This is a genomic window from Aquirufa esocilacus (assembly GCF_042715595.1).
GTDB lineage: Bacteria > Bacteroidota > Bacteroidia > Cytophagales > Spirosomataceae > Aquirufa > Aquirufa esocilacus.
In genome coordinates this window covers 512,660-533,781 of sequence record NZ_JBBKXX010000002.1, presented here as the reverse complement: position 1 = coordinate 533,781, position 21,122 = coordinate 512,660, and the positions used below count along the sequence as shown (strand labels likewise).

Below are 21,122 nucleotides of genomic sequence, written 5' to 3'. Positions count from 1 at the left end.
TTTGTTTTATGTTGTTGTTAGAATAGTGCACGCATTACAATCCAGTTCGTTCCATCGGAAATTACTTTAACCCAATTATTGGATGCCTCAATTCCTAAGGTAATGGTTGTAGGGTACGTCCCACTTGCAATATATTCCTGCATTAAAGAACTAGTGGATGAAACCGACAAGCTAAATCCACTCATATTTTTAATATTAAACTCTTTACCAGCGCCCGCTGCAGCTGCAGTGGGTAAAGTAAATGTTTGTCCCGTGATTCCGGCAGTAGTAAACACTACATAATTATCCGTATTAGTGATCGTATAGCTAGCTGCTTTTGTAGATATAGTTGTAACCCCAGTTTGCCAAGTGGCAATTCCGGTTGCATCAGAAGTCAATACCTTTCCTGCTGCAGGAGTTCCTCCGGTAATTTTAATTTGACCATTTACCTGAACAATCCCTGCCGTACCGGTTCCAGTTGCTGTACCAGGCGTTAAAGTAATATTACCTCCATTGTTATTTCCACCTGAGCCTGCATTTTGCGCAGTAATTACAGAACTCATCCCATCTGTTGTTGCGGAAGCAGTTCCTGCGGTTACATTTAAGATCCCTCTTAAGTAGTTAGCCGTATTCGATGTATTTCCAATAGTTACTGTATTAGAACCATTACCTGTTAAATTAGAACCAATAACAGTCTCGTCAGTATTTGTACTGGCTTTTGGAGCAGCATTAGCTCCAATATAGATACTATTCGAAAGAACATTTGCAGTAGTTGTATTCCCTGCATTATAGCCTAAAGAAGTATTATTTGTACCAGTAGCATTATAATAAAGTGACTTCCAACCAAGCGCTACGTTGTTATTACCACTTGTATTTGAATAATTAGATTGAGATCCTACTGCTGTATTATTGTTACCAGAAGCACCAGAGCCCATTGACTTAAATCCTATTGAAGTATTGTCAGTTGTATTATTAGTACCTGAAGAAGCAAATAAAGATTGATACCCAACAGCAACATTGTTGCTACCAGTTGAATTAGTATTATTTGCCTGGCCTCCTACTGCAACATTGTAATTACCACTTGTATTTTTAGATAATGCACTTACACCTATTCCTGTATTACTAACACCGCCAGAATTGACATTTAATGATTGCGCTCCTACTGCAGTATTATTACTTGCTGTATTTGAAGCCAATGCTTCATCACCTACACTTGTATTATTACTTCCTGTTTGATTTGACCCTAACGCAAATTTTCCAACTGCGGTATTTCTTATTCCTGTAGTGTTACCAGTCATTGCACTTGCGCCAAGAGCTGTATTGTTGTATCCGTTTGAGGCACTGTTGTCATTATTTTTTAAAGCATCCACACCTAATGCTGTATTACTTGCATCATTTGACTTTCCCCTTCCAACTGTCAAGCCATTCACAACCATATCACCCCCATTCACATAAACTTTTCCTGCAGTACCTGTTCCGGTTGTACCAGGAGTTAAATTTATATCCCCTCCATTTCCAGTTCCATTACCATTACCTGCAGTTAAGTTTAAATCCCCTCCGGCTAAGTTAGTAAAGCCATTTTGTGCTGCAATAGTAGATGAGTTTCCTGCGCCACTTGTAGCTGTATTAGGTACTACTGTTAATGCACCATAGATTTGGGACTTAATGGTTTTTGTTGACCCAAGTAAGGTTGTATTTGAACCCAAGCCTACGGTTCCAGCTGTTCCATTGTATCCAGAAATGACAATTTCGTTATTGTCTGCATCCGCCAAGGGTCTAACATCATAACCAATAAGTACGCTATTCAATCCTGTTGTATTTGTATTAGAAGTTGATCCTGTTGAAAAATAAGCACCTGCTTGAAAACCTAAAAATATATTTGAAGCACCCGTTGTTATAAAACTAGCTGCATTACTTCCAATAGCTGTATTGTTACCTCCACTTGTATTGGCATTTAAAGCAGTTGATCCCACAGCAGTATTATTACCTGCTGTGTTTTGAGTTAATGCATCAGAACCAATTGCAGTGTTTTCAGAACCAATGGAATTAGAGGTTAATGCAGATTTCCCAACAGCTGTATTTTTACCACCACTGGTGTTAGTAGTCAATGAAGACCATCCAAAAGCTGTGTTACTACCACCTGAAGATCCATTCTTTTTCAATGCATCCAGACCAACGGCAGTATTATTAGAAATATTTCCACCACCTTTTCCAATATGTATACCTTGGACTCTTAAACCATAATTGGCAACAGGAGTAAAGGCCCCATTCGTAAACGTTGGGTTAATATCTACACCCACTAAAATATCATTATTTGCTGCAGCGGTTAAAGTAGGTGAAAAGATTGTCCCTAATGCTAGATTGGTTGTTGCCGTTGCAGATGATGAAAAGGTTTTAACCCCCGCAAAAGTTTGTGCCCCAGTCGTAACCACACCGCCATTTGTCGAATTAGCTGGTGTCAATGTCAATGCAGTTCCACTAATCGTTGCACCATTTGCATTTGAAGTTGCAGAAATGGCTGTCATCGTATTCACTCCTCCAATAATGGAAACTGCACTAGCTGTAGTTACTCTACCTTTGGAATCCACTGTCAAAACAGGAATTTCTGTAGAAGATCCATAAGTTCCTGATGCAACACCTGAAGCTGCTAAGGTAGCTGCAGCCGTAACATTACCAGAACCATCAAACGCTGGACTGGTATAAGTCACATCGCCGGTTAATGCTATCGTTCTTCCGGTTGCTAATGAAGTTGCTGTTCCAGATAAAGTACCCGTTAAATTTGTTGCAGCAAGTGACGTTAATCCTGCCACCGAAGTAACCGTACTGCCCAAAGTCAGCGTAGTCGAACCTAAAGTAGTTGTGCTATTTGCTAATTGCGCATTTGTAATTCCTGCCGATGAATTTAAGTTCGCCGTGGTTAAACCTGTTACTGAGATTGTTCCAGAGGCAATCGTTATTCCTGAACCAGCCGTTAATCCGTCTTGGATTCCTAAGCCCGTAATGTTCGCTTTCGTAATGTTCAATTTAGCGAAATCAATCGCTGCACCTGAGGCTACATCTGCATTAGCGATGGTTGATTTTGTTGCCAAAGATCCTAAACCTAAGTTCGTTCTCGCGTCTGCGGCGGTAGTGGCGCCGGTACCTCCTTTGGCAATTGCAACCTCAGTCGCACTCCAAGTACCTGAAGTAATCGTACCCACCGTCGCTAAATTCGCTAAAGAGGTCAATGTTGTATTAGATGTCGCCGTAATATTTCCGGCAGTCGTAGCTGTTGTGGCATTGCCTAAGAAATTAGGTGCCGTGATATCAGCACTAAATGTCTTCGCTCCTGCAATCGTTTGGGCCCCAGTTGAAAGTAAACCTGGGTTCGTTCCATCCGCCGCAGCTAAGGTTAGTGACGTTCCAGAAATGGTTCCACCTGCTGCATAAGAAGTAGTCGATGTATAGTTCAATGAATTTACTCCTGCTGTAATTCCCACGGTTCCGGCAGCCGTTAAACGACCCTTGCTATCTACTGTGAAAGTAGGAATGGCAGTAGATGATCCATAGGTTCCAGAAGTAACTCCGGAATTTGCCAAAGTAGTTGCAAAGCTTCCATTCCCCGCACCTGTTACATCGCCGGTTAACGTAGTCGTTGCATTGCCAGCCATTACATCCGTACCAATAACTAAGCCTAAATTAGTTCTTGCGGCAGCTGCGGTTGTGGCGCCGGTACCTCCTTTGGCAAGATCTATTGTAGACGCACTCCAAGTACCAGAGGTGATCGTTCCTACGGTAGTAAGATTCGCTAAAGATGTCAAAGTCGTATTCGATGTTGCCGTAATGTTACCCGCTGTTGTAGCTGTTGTAGCATTTCCTAAGAAACTAGGTGCCGTGATATCTGCACTAAAAGTCTTTGCCCCCGCTATCGTTTGGGCACCTGTAGAAAGTAAACCTGGGTTCGTTTCATCCGCCGCAGCTAAGGTAAGAGACGTTCCTGAAATAGTTCCACCGGCAGCATACGAAGTAGTCGATGTATAATTCAATGAATTGACTCCAGCCGTAATTCCCACCGTTCCTGCAGCTGTTAAACGACCCTTGCTATCTACTGTGAATGTAGGGATAGCGGTAGATGATCCATAGGAACCAGCTGTAACTGCCGTATTTGTTAAGGTTGCAGAACCCGTCACATCTGTCGTTCCATCAAATGCTCCACTCGTGTAAACGACATCCCCTGTAGTAGAAATCGTTCTTCCTGTTGCTAAGCCTGTCGCTGTTCCTGATAAAGTTCCCGTTAGGTTAGTGGCTGCTAAAGAGGTTAATCCTGTCACCGAAGTAACCGTTCCACCTAAAGTCATTGTAGTAGAACCTAAAATTGTGGAACTATTGACTAATTTGATATTCCCTAAACTTCCATCAGCTACACCTGCAGACTGAGACGCAGCATCAACATAGGCTTTTACAGCTTTTTGGGACGGAAATAAAACATCACTAGGACTTGTGTTTCCTAAATCTGTTGCCGTACTTTTATTCACTGTTGGTTCCGCTCCCAAATTCGTTAATGCCCCTGATGCAGTGGTGGCACCGGTACCTCCTTTGGCAATCGCAATCTCCGTCGCACTCCAGGTTCCTGAGGTAATCGTTCCCACAGTAGCTAAGTTAGCTAAGGATGTCAATGACGTATTCGTTGTCGCGGTAATGTTACCGGCTGTCGTAGCGGTAGTCGCATTACCTAAAAAATTAGGCGCTGTAACATCTTGTGTAAACCTGGCATTTCCTTGCACATCAAATTGGAAGGTAGTAGGAGCATAATTTGCTCCTAAAGCTAATCTGCCATTATCATCCATCATTAATCGACCACAACATCCGCCCTGTAATAAGGATATTCCCGTCGAACCGGCCCCAGCTCCAAGCTCCCAAATCGCTGTTCCGTTATTCAACACAATCGATGGTACAGACATTTGATTACTAAACGTTTTCGCACCCGCAATCATTTGAGCTGATGTTAAATCCACAAAGTTTTTCGTGGTAGATCCTGTACCTCCTTTGGCAATCGCAACAGTAGTTCCACTCCAAGTACCTCCTAAAACATCCCCTGTTAAATTGATATTACCTTTGAAATAATTATTTGTTATTGAAGAATTACCTATGGTTACGGTATTTGATCCATTACCCAAAACTCCATATCCAATAGCAATTTCATTTAGTGAAAAATTAAATAGGGGTTTTACTCCGCTACCAATTAAAACCCCTTGTCTTAAACCAATAGTATTATTACCTGCAGGTGAACCAAAATATTTACCAGCATTATACCCTAATGCGGTGTTATCATCACCATAATATAAATTTGATAAGGCGCCGCTACCTATAGCGGTAGAATTGGTTGATGAAGTATTCGCAGACAAAGCGTTCATTCCTATTGCTGTATTTGAAACTAATGCTCCACCCCCTTTACCTACAGTCAGTCCATTCACCGTTAAATCATAGGCCCCTAAATTGACGGCTCCAGTCGCTCCTGTATACGGAACAAAATTTCCGGTTACAGCAGATGGAGATGTCCAAGTGTAAGTTCCAGCACCCGTCGAAGTTAAGAATTGATTCGCAGCTCCTGCCGGAATCATATCCGTAATCCCAGCTGCCGTCTGGTAAGGAATAGATCCTGAAACGCCTCCTGCTAAATTCGTCGCCGTAGTTGCTGTTCCTGACAAGTTACCTGTTACCGTTCCCGTTACATTTCCTACTAAATTAGGTGCTGTAATATCACTGCTAAATGTCTTCGCTCCGGCAATAGTTTGTGTTCCTGTAGAAAGTAATCCGGGATTCGTTCCATCTGCCGCTGCTAAGGTTAATGACGTTCCGCTGATGGTTCCGCCCGCTGCATAAGAGGTACTAGAAGTGTAATTCAATGAATTAACACCGGCAATAATTCCTACTGTATTGGCTGATGTAATTCTACCTTTACTATCCACCGTGAAAGTAGGAATGGCAGTAGAAGAACCATACGTTCCTGATGTTACTCCAGAGTTTGCCAAAGACGTTGCAAAGCTTCCATTTCCTGAACCGGTCACATCGCCCGTCAAGGTCGTAGTGAAGTTCGCCGCCATCACATTTGTGCCTATCACTAAGCCTAAATTGGTTCTAGCATCAGCGGCATTAGAGGCACCTGTACCTCCTTTTAATACCGCTAACGTACCATTGATTTTTGCAGAGGTAATACTGTTATCCGCCACACCAGCATTCGCACTTTGTTGATCTACGTAATCCTTAATCGCCTTAAACGAGGGGAATTTCGTAGTCGAATTTCCATCCAGGAGGATATCGTTACTCTTATTTGCAGTAGGTTCTGCACCTAAGGCGACAAGCGCACCTGTTGCTGTAGAAGTACCCGTACCACCATTCGCAATCGAAACAATTCCTGTTACATTGGCCGCATTACCCGTGATATTTCCAGAAGGCGTTACGTAATCTACGCCCGCAGTTAAAGCTGTTTGCTTGTTGTTGAAAGTGGTGAAATCAGCCGAACTCAAATAACCATTCGCAGATGCCGAGGCAGCTGTCATGCTGAAATTACCTGTCGACGCATTGTAGCTTAGTGGCCCTGTCGCACTAATAGCGCCCCTTACTCGAGCATCTGTATAATATTTATTCGTAGCCCCCTCTGGGATTTCATTTGTGGATAAATTCACACTAGGTCCCACCAATCCGTTAATAGTAGAAACATCGGTCGATGCAGCTAGCTGAATCCAGTTCGATAAAGTCGTAGCTGGCAAAGCGCTCAACACGTAGTTAATGTTTTGGTCTGATCTGATAGCAATACTTCCCACTTGAGCACCTGAAATAGCCGTCATGGTCGCATCAGAATTGACTACAGAAACGCTTTGAAAAGAGATCGATGGGATTTGAACAGATGGGATTTTTCCATTAACACCTAAGGTAGCTACTCCATTGTTTGCACCTTTTTCTGTGACAGCTACGAAGTCTGTGGCAGCGCTATTTGCCGCTGTACCAAACGTTCTTTGGGCTAACACATCCGTACCGATTACTAGACCTAGATTTGTTCTAGCATCTGCTGCGTTTGCTGCTCCAGTTCCTCCATTTGCAATGGCAACAGTTCCGGATAAAGTAGCAGCGCTCGCTGAAATCGTAATGTCGGATGACCCATCAAAAGGAACTCCATTAATATTTTTAGTAGCGGCTAACTTAGTAGCTGTACCTGCATTGCCCGCAATATTTCCTGTTACTTTAGATCCAGCCACTGATGTAATTTTCGCGTCAGTCACTGCACCGTCTGCCAATTTCGCTGTGGAAACTGCTCCAGCAGCTAATTTGCCTGTGGTAACGGCACCTGTGGCGATAGCCGGGGCTGCTGCCGTCCCACTTAAATCGCCTGCTAATTGCACTAACCCTTTTGTCGTCGCATCAGCATCTGGCGGAGTTACCCCTACCGGAATCGTGATGTTCGCTGTACCGTCAAAAGGAATTCCGTTGATGGTGCGCGGGGTTTCTAATGCAGAGGCTTTGGCCGCCAAATTAGCATTATTTGCCTGCTGCGCTAAACCGGCATTTCGGTTATCAATATAGTCCTTAATCGCTTTAACGGATGGGTATTTCACTGATGAAGCGGAGTCCGCGATGATATTCGTAGACTTGTTCGCTAATGATTCTTTGGTATCTAAGATGGCCAAAGTAGGAATGGAAACTTGCTTGTCCACATCTGCCGTGTTGTCCACATTGCCTAAGCCTAAATTTGTGCGTGCAGCGATGGCATTCGTCGCACCCGTACCGCCAGAAGCGATGGGTAAAACCCCCGCTAATTTCACCGCTGTCTCCGCTAACAGGGTGTATGGAACGTACGTAAATTTCTGGTTGCTCACCTCGGTGTAGCGGCCTCCCTGGTCAAAACTCACATTCGTGATGATGTTTTTCGTCACCCCATCCCAGCTAAGAGACGTGAACGTGCCCGCTTTGCCGGTATTAACGCCACCGCCAATAATCAGGTTTACTAGACCGTATTCGTCGGTCTTCGTCTTGTGAAGCTCCTCGTATTGCAAGGTCGTTCCTGCATAAATCCCAAAACGAATCCATACGTCTTTGCTCACGTAAGGTTGCGCGGTGACGTCTTTACCCGGAATTTCAATCGGGTTCGGGTCGATGATGACAGCTTGATAACTGATTCCTTTGGTCTGCGAAAAACCCACAAAGGAAATCAATGATAAGGCGATGAGTGATAAAATTCTCTTCATAATGTGCAAATTATTTTGACTGAATCTTTATGCCAAAAGAGACCGTCGAGGGTACAAAGTTCAGGCTCGAAGTCCCAAACTGAATGGTGTCTAAATGTTGATATTGTGTGTACACGTACAAGTTTGAATTGACTTTCTTTTCTAATTCCAGCGAGAAACCGACGAAGTAGCGAAGGCCTTTGAACTGCTCATCTTCCGATAAATCTTCATAGTGGTTTTGTAAGAACTGGTTGCCGCTGATCATTTTTTGAACTGCTCCTCGTGCTTTCAGCATCAGCGTGAAATCATTTCTGAATTCGAGCTTAGGTCCGATGCCGCCGGAAAGACCCATGAAATCGGTTTGGTAGGAAAAAGGAATATTTTGAACATCACCCACCGCGTTGTATTGGGAGTAAGCCAGGACTAAGTCATATTGGAAACGACGGGACATCGATTTCTCATACCCCAATGACATGTGAAGTCCAGCGGATGGCTTTAAAAACGTAGGATTTACTCCAGCAGAATTAGTGAAAATATAATTCGTGGTGTTCGCCCCGAAAGACAAATTCCACGTTTGAGCTGATACTGAGCTCACTACAAACAACAAAAGAAGCGTAATTCTTTTCATAATTTTCCTTGTAAATGGCCATCAAATGTGGTTTTGGCCTAGTTCAACAAGTAAAATTCGAATTAATAATGTGATTGTTCTTTATAAGATAAAACGGTTTTGGTCCAATATGTGTTTTTTTGGACTAGTCAGGAAATGAAAAAAAATTGGACTTTTGAAAAACTTTACAATTTTAATCGGTTAAATTGCAATGCATTCATTGATTAAATGATTTTATACATATCCCTGTTCTCTATCATCACCTCCGCGATTATCGCCATTTACAACTGGCGTATAAATCCAAATGCGCTGTTGTTAACGGGAATTTTCGGGATATTCTCCACCTACGGTCTCACCCATTATTTCACAGTTTACCACCACGACGATTTTTGGACAGCTATCTTCTACGGTAACTTATCCCCCTTATGGTATTTACCGGGACCGATGCTGTATGTATACACGCGAAATACGATCACAGATAAAAGCCTCTTTTCTTCCAAAAAAGACTACTTACACCTGCTTCCATTTCTGATTCAGACTATCAATATTGCCCCCTATTTATTCAGCTCCTTTGCTTATAAATTAGAAGTGGCGCGTCTTTTAAATACAGACATTAATTATGTGAGAACACTGGGTAGCGGCTTTCTGATTTCCCCCAGTATTTCCTTCGTGACACGTCCTAGTTTAGTGATTATTTACGCAATTGTGAGTCTTTTCTTACTGAACAAATACCACCGAAAAGAGCGCAACAACCTAGGGACAAACAAGCAACATAAACTCGTTTATAACTGGCTTCTCGTCTTGAGTTTAGTCTCTTTAATCGTCGCAGTGAACTTCTTATTAATGACGCTGGAATTGTATGATGCGCCCGTTAATCGTGTGATCATAGAATCAGAGCCAACCTATACTATTTCTGGAATAGCGTATGCGCTTTTGCCGCTCATTTTGATCGTATTTTTTCCACAAGTATTGTACGGAATACCCTTAGTGGTAACGCCAAAGAAGGCGGCCAAAATCACCATTCCAGTGGCTGACCCATCTGATCCTTTGGCAGAAACCGCCCAAATCATCGTCGACTACATCAACAACGAGAAACCCTATTTAAACCCAGATTTTGATTTAGAAGACCTTTCTGAAAAACTGGATATTCCAAAGCACCATATCATTTATTGCTTCACCATCATCCTTCAGAAAAAATTCACCGCTTACCGCTCTACCGTTCGCATCGAATATGCGAAAACATTATTGAACTCAGGAACGGCAGATACCCTCTCCATTGACGGAATAGGTTCACAATCTGGCTTCTCTTCTCGTTCTGGTTTCTATGCTACATTTAAAGCCGAAACAGGAATGACGCCGAGTCAGTATTTGGAAACGCTATAAAAAAGAGGCCTCTTTTCAGAAGCCTCTCGTTTTACTATTTCGTGATTTTCAATTCCACTCTTCGATTCAGCTTCATGCCATCCACCGTCTTATTAGGTGCGGCTGGCACTAGCTCTGAGAACCAAGCTACTTTCATTCGCTTCGCCTCCACCCCGTTCTTGATGAGGTATTTGCGTGTCTCGAATACGCGGTTCTTCGAAAGCGCTACGTTGTATTGAACGCTTTGGCGTGAATCTGTGTGACCGGTTACTTTTAGTTTCAGACTAGGCTGCGCTTTGAATAATTTTGCCATTGCATCTACTGTAGTGGTCGACTCAGATGTTAAGCTAAATTGATCCGTATCGAAGTAAATCGCTAGATTCTCTGGCACCCCTTGAAGAGCAACTAAACCGGCTACGTTTGGCAATAAATCATCAGCATCAATAACTCCGTCACCATCCGCATCTTTAGGCGCAGGACAGCCTTTTAAGGAAGCAATTCCGGCTACGTTAGGACACGCATCTTCGCTATCAATCACACCATCGCCATCGCTGTCAGCTGGGCAACCTTGATTTGCTTTAACACCCGCTACCGTAGGGCAACGATCTTCGCTGTCGATGATTCCATCGCCATCTGTGTCTAAAGGACATCCTTGATTTTCCTTCACACCTGCCACAGTAGGGCATTTGTCTTCTGCATCAATAACGCCGTCTCCATCTGTATCTAGTGGGCAACCGTTATTCGCACGAACACCTTTTACAGTTGGGCATTTATCTTCCTTATCTACGATGCCATCGCCGTCCGTATCGATCGATACGGGCTCGGCTGCTTTCACTGGAGCTGGCTTAGGTTTGTTCCCCCATTCGTACACAAGACCTGCGGTATAATGCGTATAGGTTCCGCGACCAGCTGTTAAGTCTACCTTACCTAATTGGAAGAAAGGAAAACCTACATTCACCATGGCGCGACCGTACAAAGAGCCTAGGATTTTAACGTCAAAACCGGATCCTACGGAACCCGTCAAATCCACATCGCTGTAGGTCGTACGCGTCGAGTTATCTGCCACGACTTCGCCGCTAAAACTCGCAAATGGTCTAAATTTTTTGTGAGTATCGCGATCCAATAAATAGTAACGAAGACCTAGACCAGCTGACGCCATATCTTTGGCATCACGAATCCCATAAACTAGCGTTCCGTACACATCGACATTCGGCTTTACTTCAGCCGCATATTGAATCCCAAAATGCGTGTAACTCTGCACGTAATCACGGCGAGTCACAAAGTTCTTATACCACATATCGGAGACGCCACCGATCAGCGCGAACGATTGACGTTTAGGCGATTTCGCCTCTGTGCTATCCTGCGCAAAAGTAGGCGCAAACAAAGTCGTTAATAGTACTAAAAGTATATATTTCTTCATCTTATTTGGCAGTTTCAGTTTGTGTCCCCTTCTTAAAAATCGATAAGCGAATCGCAATCTCGTGAGACTGCAAAGTCACTTTACTTAAGGACGAAATAGGCATTTCGTAGATGTAGGTCAAATAGATTTTAGGACTCGCCTGCACCCCTAAACGAGCACCATAGCTATCCTTATGACGGTACGAAATTCCCGTGTCAAAAGCATTCCCGATACGAGCGTTCACATTCACATCCCAGCTAACCGGTACATCCTTTGCGATGCGTGCCATGAACGAGGGTTGTAAAGCAAAGCTGTTCGATAAACGAACCGTCGTACCCGCATTCAAATAATGATATGTCACATCCTTGTAGCCTCCATTACCCTCGCCAAAATCATAGCCAATCAATCGTGGCTGTGAAATCGCCACAAACAAACCTTTCTGATTCGCTAAACGTAAACCCCAGCCCGTATTGAACTTCATGCCTGTAGAACGACTGCCCTGGAAAACCGGATCAGTCGGGTCCACCACTTGGATCCCATCGTAATCTAATCCTAGACTCGACATCCCCACGCGAACACCGCCAGAAATCTTCCAACTGTCAGTCAATTTCACCTGGTAGGCAAAATCACCTGCGGCCGTCATAATTTTTGACGGACCGGAAACGTCCGAAAGGAAAACAAATCCCAAACCAGTATTCGGTTTCCACTTAAAATTACCCGTAAAACCCATCGTGCGTGGAGCCCCTTGAATCCCCACCCATTGCTGGCGGTTCATCGCGATGATTTCCCCTTGGTGTTCCACCTGACCCGCAAAGGCTGGTGAAACTACGATCGGATTTAATCGGTACATGGAGTACATCGATTCGATTTGTGCTTTGGCCAAAAAACTACTCAATACTAGGCCTATGATTAATACTATTCTCATCTTCTTGCTTATTTAATCGTACGATCGATGGCTAAATAATTACTGATAGTAGGCTTTCTACCATAGAAATCTAACACGTAGAAGTACGTTCCGTCTGGCAGAATCGTGCCACTCCAGCTGTTATCATAGTCATCCATTTCAAAGACCAAAGTCCCCCATCGGTTAAACACCGATAAGTGATTAGGCAGCTTGCGCAACACGAGGCCTTTGAAGACTAATCGATCGTTTTTATCATCATTGTTTGGCGAAATTCCCTGAGGTGCAAAAATCTCACACTCATCCGGATCCAATCGATTCACGATGCCATCCTTATCACAGTCTGCGAAGTCCGCATCCTCATTAAATTCCTCATCGTAATCCAAGATGCCATCTCCATCAGAATCCACATCATATGGATCTAACTTCCCATCGCGATCTGTATCCGGCGGCGTTAAGCCTTTGTTCGCTGAGCTAGGAATTCCTTTCTCATCGATGTTTCCATCAGCGATGCCATCCTTGTTATAATCCGAACCACTCGCTTCGATGACATCGGAGATTTGATCGGCATCAGAATCCAAGTCGCGGAAGTTTGGCTTGCCATCCGCATCCGTATCACATAGAATTCCGGTTCCCGTACAAGCCCTATTTTCAACTGAATCTAGGATGCCGTCGTTATCAGAATCTAAGTCCAAATAATCCGGTTTACCATCCTTATCCGTATCTACCGTCGTCTCTAATTTATCCGAAATGCTATCCCCGTCAGAGTCTGTATCCAAGCAATTTGGAATACCATCTCCGTCAAAGTCCTGCGTGCCTTCTACCTGATTTGTCACGCCATCCGCATCACAATCCAATAGTAACCACGCTGCACTAGGGGACAAGGTGATACTCGTTCCTTTGAAAGAACATGCATCCGCTGGCGAAGTGCCATCCGTTAATTCTGTGCCATTGATCACACCGTCTCCATCGCAATCCAACGCTTTCCAATCATCGGATACATTTGCTTTCACTTGGCGAGTTGGCTCATAAACGCAAGGATCCGTCGGAGCTGTGTCTGTGCCATTTGGCTCTCCATCACCGTCGCAATCGGCTAGTGGGTCTTGCAAGTCGCAGGCCACGATGGTAACGAAGGCTGTCGCTGAAACTGCTGGAGTTACACCTTTATTTGTCACTCGATACCCTACGGTTTTCGAACCACTTTCAAATGGTGCACGACGGTAGGTCATTTCTCCAGTTAATGGGTTAAAGCTTACTTGACCCTGCGCAGTTCCTTCATTAGGGGACGACTGTCTGACTAATTCTGTAGAAGGACCAGGCAAGAAATCATCATTCACTAACACATTAACTGTAACAATTCCTGTATTTCCAATGCTAACAATATCATTACTTGCTGTAGGTGCATCCACGTGCGGATCCGTTGCATTGGAGTTTCCATCCGCATCGCAATCTAACAATCCCCAGGCTGCTGTAGGCGTTAAGGTTCTACTAGCTACTAGGTAAGAACAACCCTCGTTAGGGTCTGTTCCATCGATAGCCTCTTGTGCATCCGTTACTCCATCGCCATCTGAATCAGCTGGCGATGCACTTGTGACAGTGACAGTCACGGTAGCAGTGGATGAACAAGAAGAACTAGTACCTGTTACAGAATAAGTCGTCGTCGCCGTAGGAGATGCTGTCACCACCGCTGTGTTCGTGGCTGATAATCCAGTCGATGGAGTCCAGCTGTAAGTATTCGCTCCTGAGGCAGTCAATGACACGGAAGATCCAGATGTAATCGATGGCGCTGACGGTGATATCGAAATAACAGGCAAAGCATTCACGGTAATTGTCGCAGTCGCACTATTTGATGCTGCACATACACCTACCCTAACTACCGCTCTGTAATATTTAGTTGCTGTTAAGTTTGTTTCCGTAATACTGGTTGAAACACTATTGATATTCGTTACTGTTCCAGAGAAATCCGCCGCTAAAGCAGATTGCCATCTTGTTACCGATCCAGTATAACCTGATAAAGTCAACACTGTACTATTTGTTCCAGCACAAACGGCTGCAGATCCTGCTATCGTTCCACCTACACTTGATTGAACCGTAATTAGAATCGCTGAAGTATAAACGGAAGCATCGTTCGGTGTACTCGCACCTCGTTTGAAATACGTATTGACCGAAATCGTACCTGGAGAATAGGTGGCAGAATTAGCTCCAGAAATGGTAGTAAATGTTGTTCCATTTGTACTTGACAACCATTCGTAAACAATTGAACCTGTTCCTCCTGTTGCTGCGGTAGCTGATGATAAAGTAGCTGGCGATGCTCCTGCGCAAATCGTTTGAGCAGCAGAAATCATTCCCGCAGTTAATGCCGGATTTACCGTTACAATCACAGAAGCAGTAGCAAAACAAGACGTTGTTGCGTTCGTTCCCGTAACGGTGTAGGTTGTCGTAACTGTTGGTGTCGCGGTGACTGCTGCGGTATTCGCGGCGGACAAACCTGTAGACGGAGTCCAGCTGTAGGTATTTGCTCCTGAAGCTGTAAGTGAAACACTTGCTCCTGAAGTGATTGTTAAATTAGAGGTCAGCGAAATAACAGGTAATGGATTTACGGTTACCGCCAAAACATTAGAATAAACGGCCGCGTCATTAGCAGTTAGAGCTCTTCTTCTATAGTATTTCGACGAGTTAATCGCTCCTGGTGCATAGGTCGCTGAAGTCGCTCCTGAAACATCAGAGAAACTCACATTATTCGAACTTACTTGCCATTGGTAGCTAATACTTCCTGTCCCACCCGTTGCTGCAGTAGTTGAGGTAAGAGTCGCCGCAGTTCCTCCTATACAAATGGCTTGATCTCCTGAAACGGCACCTCCATCCAAGGCTGGATTAATGGTAGCAATTACCTCTGCACCATTTGTTGAAATACATCCAGATGTAATATTACGAGCAAATGCATAGAAGCTGGTTGTCGTAGAAATCACAGGCGTCGTTAAATTCGTCGCACCAGACTGAATTAAATTTCCTGAGACATTGCTATCGTACCAGTCTATGGTAGTACCTGATGATGCCGTTGCATTTAGGGAAACCGATCCCGCACCTGTACGTGCAGCGCTCACTACTACGGAAGGAGTCGCTGGAAGTGGATTCACCGTGATAATAACGGTATTGGAATAAGAGAAAGGTGTTGTAGTCCCATCTACGAAAGTTTTTCTTTTATAATACGTTGTGAGATTTATTGTTGATAAAGCTAATGTTGGCGTATCCTCTCCTGCGATATCTGAAAAACTTGTTCCATCGGTACTTGACTGCCATTGATAGGCCATAGTGCTAGCTCCAGAAGATCCATCAGATATCGATACTAAATCCTCTGGATTTGAGCCTTCGCAGACAACCTGGTTTGCACTAATTTCCCCGGGGATAATGGATCCTTGTAGAGCGTAAATAACGGTACGCGTAGGATTCACACAACCTGTTGTTAAATTTCGGGAAGCTGCATAATAAGCAGTCGTTTGAGAAAGTCCAGAAACGGCATAGGTTGTAGTTGCTGTCGTTCCTGTTACTAATCTAGACCCTCCTGTGGAAACATTATACCAATCTACGGTAGCTCCTGAAGTTACCGTGTTAGCACTTAAGGTTCCGCCTCCACTTACTAAGGTTAGATTAGAACCGGTAGGAGCTGCAGGTAATGCATTCGCCGTTACGGTAATGACATTTGAATAGATGTCGGTATCTAAAGAGGTAAATACTTTTCTTCTAAAATACGTAGTTACAGAAATCGTAGATGAAGGGACATAGGTTGCCAAAGTCGCTCCTGCAATATCCATATATGTCGAATTATCAAGGCTGCTTTGCCACTGGTATTGAATACTCGCTCTTCCACCCAATGCATCAGTTATAGAAGTAAAGGCCGCAGGAACAGCTGTTCCACAAACGGATGTACTTGTCGTTGAAATTGTGCCGGCAGTTAAGGTTTGGTATAAATTAACAGATAATTCCCCCGCAGAAGAAGACGAATTACCAGCATTATCAATCACTTTAAATGGAATTACGGCAATAACACTTCCGCTAACTGCTTGAATTTTCAAGCTAGTTAGGGGGTATGATAAGGTAACTCCATTCACAGGCCAGTTGCCAGAATTGTAAGAGGTGCCATTAATTTCAATAGTAGTCGTATTTGTAGGGAAGCTGATAAATTTCACATCTGTGACGGTTCCATCCACATCAGTTCCGCGAACATCTGAAGCTGAAAGCGTCAATAAGCCGTTCGGATTTGATTGCTGCGCTAACGCTTTTGTCACGGCAATAGGTAATTCTTCAATACCAAAATCTGCATTAGCAATATTAATTACCCCAATATTAAAGGAGGGATTAATTAATGGAGATGTCGCTTTAAATGTACTAGGTAAGGTCACCGTGCTTAACGTACTTCCTTCTAATACGTCTTGTGAGTGAAGTAATAATTTAGTGTTATTCGTCTGAGACGGGGCGTTAATTAAGGAATAGTTACCTAAGAAATCGACAGGCGCTTTATCTAGTACGACGTTATTTTGATCCGCTAAGAACACGTAAACACCACCGTAGGCATTTGTTCCTATTTCTCCTGTTGTAAAGATATTTGAGAACGTTCCCGCAGCAGATCCATCCGCATCTCCCCAAATCTTTCCGCTCACTACCACTGGAATGGCTTTTACCGTTACTGTTACCGCTCCTTTGGAACAGATAGAAGCAGACCCGGTACAATTAATGTTATCATCACAAATCTGGTATTCAAACGTATCCGTTCCCACAAAGTTCGCGTTCGGCATATACGAAATCATCCCATTTGGAAGTAGGGTAATCGTTCCATTGCTAGGTGCAATTAAGCCTGCGGCTGTAATGTTAATCACAATATTGTCTTGGTCTGGATCCGAATCGTTCGATAACACGTCCATGTTCAAAACCTGGTTAATGATCGTATTGTCAGCATCCGGAGCAGCAATAGGTGCGTTGTTAACGCGTACAACACCTATGTTTAAATTGACCGTCGCAACATTACTTAGTAGTAAGCCCGAAGAAGCGTCTCTAGCTTTGTAGGTAAATGAATCACTACCTACATAATTGAAATTAGAGACATAGGTATAAGTTCCATCTGAATTAGCTGTTAATGTTCCATTGGTAGGATTAGTAACAATAACTGTTGATAATTGAGTCCCCTCTGGATCTGTATCATTCGCCAAAATAGCCATTTTCACTGGCTTACAAGAAACCGTAGAATAACTGTCATTTTGCGCTACTGGTGCTTGATCACTCACCGTAATCGTAGCAACAGCTGTTGCACTTAAAGCAGGATCACAATCTCCTGTACTAGCAGAAAGTCGTTTATACGTAAATTGATCCGTCCCTACAAAGCCAGGGCTAGGCGTATAAAGGTAAGAGTTACCGCTTTGCGTTAACGTACCGTATTGAGGCTGAACCATAATCTCAGGTGCACTTAATGCGCCTTGTGGATCTGTATCATTTGAACCTACGTTTAACGTTACCGCGGTTCCAGAAGGAGTCGTCGCTGCATCATTTCCTAAAACAGGCGCCACGCGGGTAACCTTAATTCGAATGGTGGTAGAATACGTCGTATTATTTCCCGCGTCTTTAATCGTATAGGTAAGCGTTTCTACTCCTAGGTAAGATCCGCTAGGCGTGTAGACAATCGTACTTCCGCTAATCGTAGCAGTCCCTCCATGCGTTGGAGAGCTAACAGATAAAATGGTATTCGTTCTTCCGTAAAAGTTCGCATCATTCGTTAATGGACTTATCGTTATCGCAGCATTCGAAGCAGTGCTCACTTGATCTGGATAAGCAATTGGTTGATAAGTCGTAGGTATGGTCGTACAAGAAGCAGAGACACCTGGTGTAGAATATACAACTGTTAGTTTAGGGCGGTAAGACGAAGTAGAATTGTCTTTAGAACCAAATTTTACAGAATAGGGATTTGAAGCTGAGGCTGGCGCAATAACCATCCCATAATTCGTGGTAGGGTTTGTTACCCATCCTTGAATCATATTCGTAATATCCGAAGAAGTGGCTATTGCACCAGAACTTTTAACTCCCCAATTAGAGGATGCAAAAGTTCCTGCATCAGTAGAAGAATAATCACTTGAACTCGACGACGCACCAGAAGTTCCCCAAGAGGTTGAACCATTTGTCTTACTCCAAGTAACTCCCGTTTCTGTCCATAAACGAGATAACTTAAAGATAGACGCAGGGAACGGATTCTTGCTTGATGAGTTCGCGTTTGATGAAGAAATGGACGAACTGTACGTTAATTGTAAACTCGCACTTGTGATGGTTGAAGAACTTCCGATAGAAGACAAATCAAAATAAAGGATAGGTTTTCTTCTATTTCCACTATTACCATTCAAGGACATAGATGAACTTGAACTTCCCCCATAATTGTTAGATGAATTATTTTCATCTATATATGAGTCTCTCGAAGCAATTAGATTCACCGTATTTGAAACTGAACTCGTAGATACCGACGGCTTATAATTACCTGGTCCACAGTTATCCGGCGTAATCGTCACGTTCACCGTACCTACCGCACAATATCCTAGGTCATTACAAGCTAAATACTTAAATGAGTCTGTTCCATTTACTGGAGCAGCGTCTTTTTGGGTAACATAAGAAAGCGTTCCATCCCCGTTAATGTACACATAACCAGAGGTAGGCTTCACCGTAATGTCTCGAATAAAGAGGTTGCTTGACGAAGAGGCCGTCGGGTTATTTTTATCATTTAACAGTACAGAAATCGGCGTGATTTTATCTTCTAAAACCGCGGCATTGTCGTTGGTGATGACTGGAGCTAAAGCAGCAGAGCCTACCGTAATTTTGATTGTATTAGATGCAGAAACGATTCCGTTGCTCAAGGTATAGTTTAGGGTTTCCAAACCTTGGAAAAATTCATTTCCAGTAAACGTTACAATTCCTGAAGACGTGAAAGTGATCGTTCCATTGCTCACTCCCGTTACTGCAGTCAAGGTTCTTGCCCCTGCATCTGGGTCTTCATTCGAATCAAACACATTGAATGTAAGTGGAGCGGTACCACAATCCGCAGATATCGTTTTCGTAATAGGGTTAACCACTAATGGCGGATTCGCTGGGATAACCACCGTACCTTTGGAATCAAAAATACTACGGGTACAAGCATCAGTTACTACGCAGGTAATGACGCAATTAGATGAGCTCGTGATATTGACATCAGGAGTAAATGAAGTAGTTGCACCTGTTGGATTCGTGAATGTTCCTGGAACGGATGACTTCCACTGGTAGGTAAAGTTACCTGAACCATTTACTGTCGCAGCAAAGTTTGCGTACGTTACTCCTGCTTTCATTTCTGTAGGAATACCGGCTACTGAAGCGGAGAACAAGGAACTTGCCTTGTCTTGTAAGGCGAAGAAACTAAAGTTTAAAAAGACACGTTGGGCTGCAATATTATCCGCTGCCGTTCCCCCTACGGAGTGAGCCGCTTCATACATGACATAACCCCTAGTATTATCATCGAATCCTCGACCATAAATATTAATGGCTGCAGGACCTGGAGAAAGAGAGGGGATATTGGTTTGGGTAGGGCTTTGGGTAATCAACTTAGTGCCAGGGTTCCAAGCACTTCCTATTTTAGGTAAATACACCACTTCTGCCCCTTTGATTTGAGCTGCATCTGTTTTCCCTATGTATTGGGCCATTGGATCCGTCGGATTCAAATGTAAGAAAGGTGTAGTCGCAGCTCCGTGATTCGCATAATTCACTAAACCATTCGTGGTTAGAAAGTTCATTTTAATCGTGGTAGGTGTGCCGCTGATAGTGGTATCTTTTGTGATACCTTCCAAAATACTCACGGCATTACAACTCACATAAATAGCTCCCCTTTGCTCCTTATTCCAGAAATACAAATTCTTGTGCGTTGCCCAAGTAGGAGATGCGTGAGGTAAAACGAAGATGTCATTACATGCTTGAAGTTGACTTGGTTCCTTAAAAGAGTAAGCGGATGCCGGGATACCGGCCGCCGTAAGATAGGCCACCGCAACCGAACCATTTGTTTTATCCATTGCCCACTTAGGGGCGAAAGTCATTTTGTAGGTTACGTTCACCACAAAATCCGTCGTTGCATAATCGATAACAACGCCTTGTCCCGCCCAAGAGCTTAATACCGCATTGACAGCCGTACTTCTAAATTCAGCAGGAACGATATAGGTCCCTCCTCGGTAGCTTTTGCCGTTATAGGTAAAATCGATTCCGTCTTTGACCTTAGTTTGGCCAATTACACCGTACACCGGTATATTAGAATCGTTTAACAACGAATAAATCAAACCATAAGGCTTCAGGGAGTTCGCCACCGTAGGTGAGGCTGCGCCCATATCGATGATGGCAGATCCGGATTTAAATGTGGTGCTTTGGGAATAAGCTGAAATTCCGATTAGTTGAAAGCAAAGAAATGCAACAACTGAAACAACCACCTTATATAGGCGGCAATTAGTAGTGGATACTAACATTTATTAAAATTTAGAACACGGGGTTAACGCCGCTATTATTAAACTTGAACATCCCATTTAAATATCTGAGAGCTCATTAAATTGCAATTATTAACACTAAGGTACTCTTTATAAAAATCAAACATTCATTTTAGAAAGTCCAAGTAGTCCAAAAAAAAACCGG

General features: G+C 43.5%; 6 protein-coding genes. 1 reads left to right on the top strand and 5 read right to left on the bottom strand.

The features are described from left to right. Window positions 1–17 precede the first annotated feature (17 nt). Both SKC37_RS07730 and SKC37_RS07725 read right to left on the bottom strand, forming a co-directional pair. Window positions 18–8,201 carry a beta strand repeat-containing protein gene (locus SKC37_RS07730; protein ID WP_377980923.1) on the bottom strand — a complete coding sequence of 2,728 codons (8,184 nt, stop codon included), beginning with the start codon at window positions 8,199–8,201 and terminating at the stop codon, window positions 18–20. 10 nt (window positions 8,202–8,211) lie between these two features. Next, on the bottom strand, window positions 8,212–8,808 hold the full coding sequence (locus SKC37_RS07725; protein WP_377980922.1) for a hypothetical protein: 597 nt from the start codon (window positions 8,806–8,808) through the stop codon (window positions 8,212–8,214). Window positions 8,809–9,015: 207 nt separating this feature from the next. Here SKC37_RS07725 and SKC37_RS07720 point away from each other — a divergent pair, with 207 nt between their 5' ends. Continuing rightward, complete coding sequence (locus SKC37_RS07720) at window positions 9,016–10,170, top strand: helix-turn-helix domain-containing protein (RefSeq protein ID WP_377980921.1); 1,155 nt, start codon at window positions 9,016–9,018, stop codon at window positions 10,168–10,170. A 34-nt stretch (window positions 10,171–10,204) separates the two neighbouring features. Here SKC37_RS07720 and SKC37_RS07715 read toward each other — a convergent pair whose 3' ends face one another. From SKC37_RS07715 to SKC37_RS07705, 3 genes are read right to left on the bottom strand one after another with little or no spacing between them, the layout of a single operon-like run. Continuing rightward, window positions 10,205–11,569: an OmpA family protein gene (locus SKC37_RS07715; protein ID WP_377980920.1), complete on the bottom strand. Its 1,365-nt coding sequence runs from the start codon at window positions 11,567–11,569 to the stop codon at window positions 10,205–10,207. A gap of 1 nt (window position 11,570) precedes the next feature. Continuing rightward, window positions 11,571–12,473 (bottom strand): PorP/SprF family type IX secretion system membrane protein, encoded by a 903-nt coding sequence (locus SKC37_RS07710; protein ID WP_377980919.1) that lies wholly within the window; start codon window positions 12,471–12,473, stop codon window positions 11,571–11,573. Between the two features lie 8 nt (window positions 12,474–12,481). Continuing rightward, complete coding sequence (locus SKC37_RS07705; protein WP_377980918.1) at window positions 12,482–20,959, bottom strand: Ig-like domain-containing protein; 8,478 nt, start codon at window positions 20,957–20,959, stop codon at window positions 12,482–12,484. Window positions 20,960–21,122 lie beyond the last annotated feature (163 nt).

Coding starts and splice junctions, on each gene's coding strand:
- SKC37_RS07730 (WP_377980923.1), bottom strand. CDS start 8,201: ATGAAGAGAATTTTATCACTCATCGCCTTATCATTGATTTCCTTTGTG.
- SKC37_RS07725 (WP_377980922.1), bottom strand. CDS start 8,808: ATGAAAAGAATTACGCTTCTTTTGTTGTTTGTAGTGAGCTCAGTATCA.
- SKC37_RS07715 (WP_377980920.1), bottom strand. CDS start 11,569: ATGAAGAAATATATACTTTTAGTACTATTAACGACTTTGTTTGCGCCT.
- SKC37_RS07705 (WP_377980918.1), bottom strand. CDS start 20,959: ATGTTAGTATCCACTACTAATTGCCGCCTATATAAGGTGGTTGTTTCA.
- SKC37_RS07720 (WP_377980921.1), top strand. CDS start 9,016: ATGATTTTATACATATCCCTGTTCTCTATCATCACCTCCGCGATTATC.
- SKC37_RS07710 (WP_377980919.1), bottom strand. CDS start 12,473: ATGAGAATAGTATTAATCATAGGCCTAGTATTGAGTAGTTTTTTGGCC.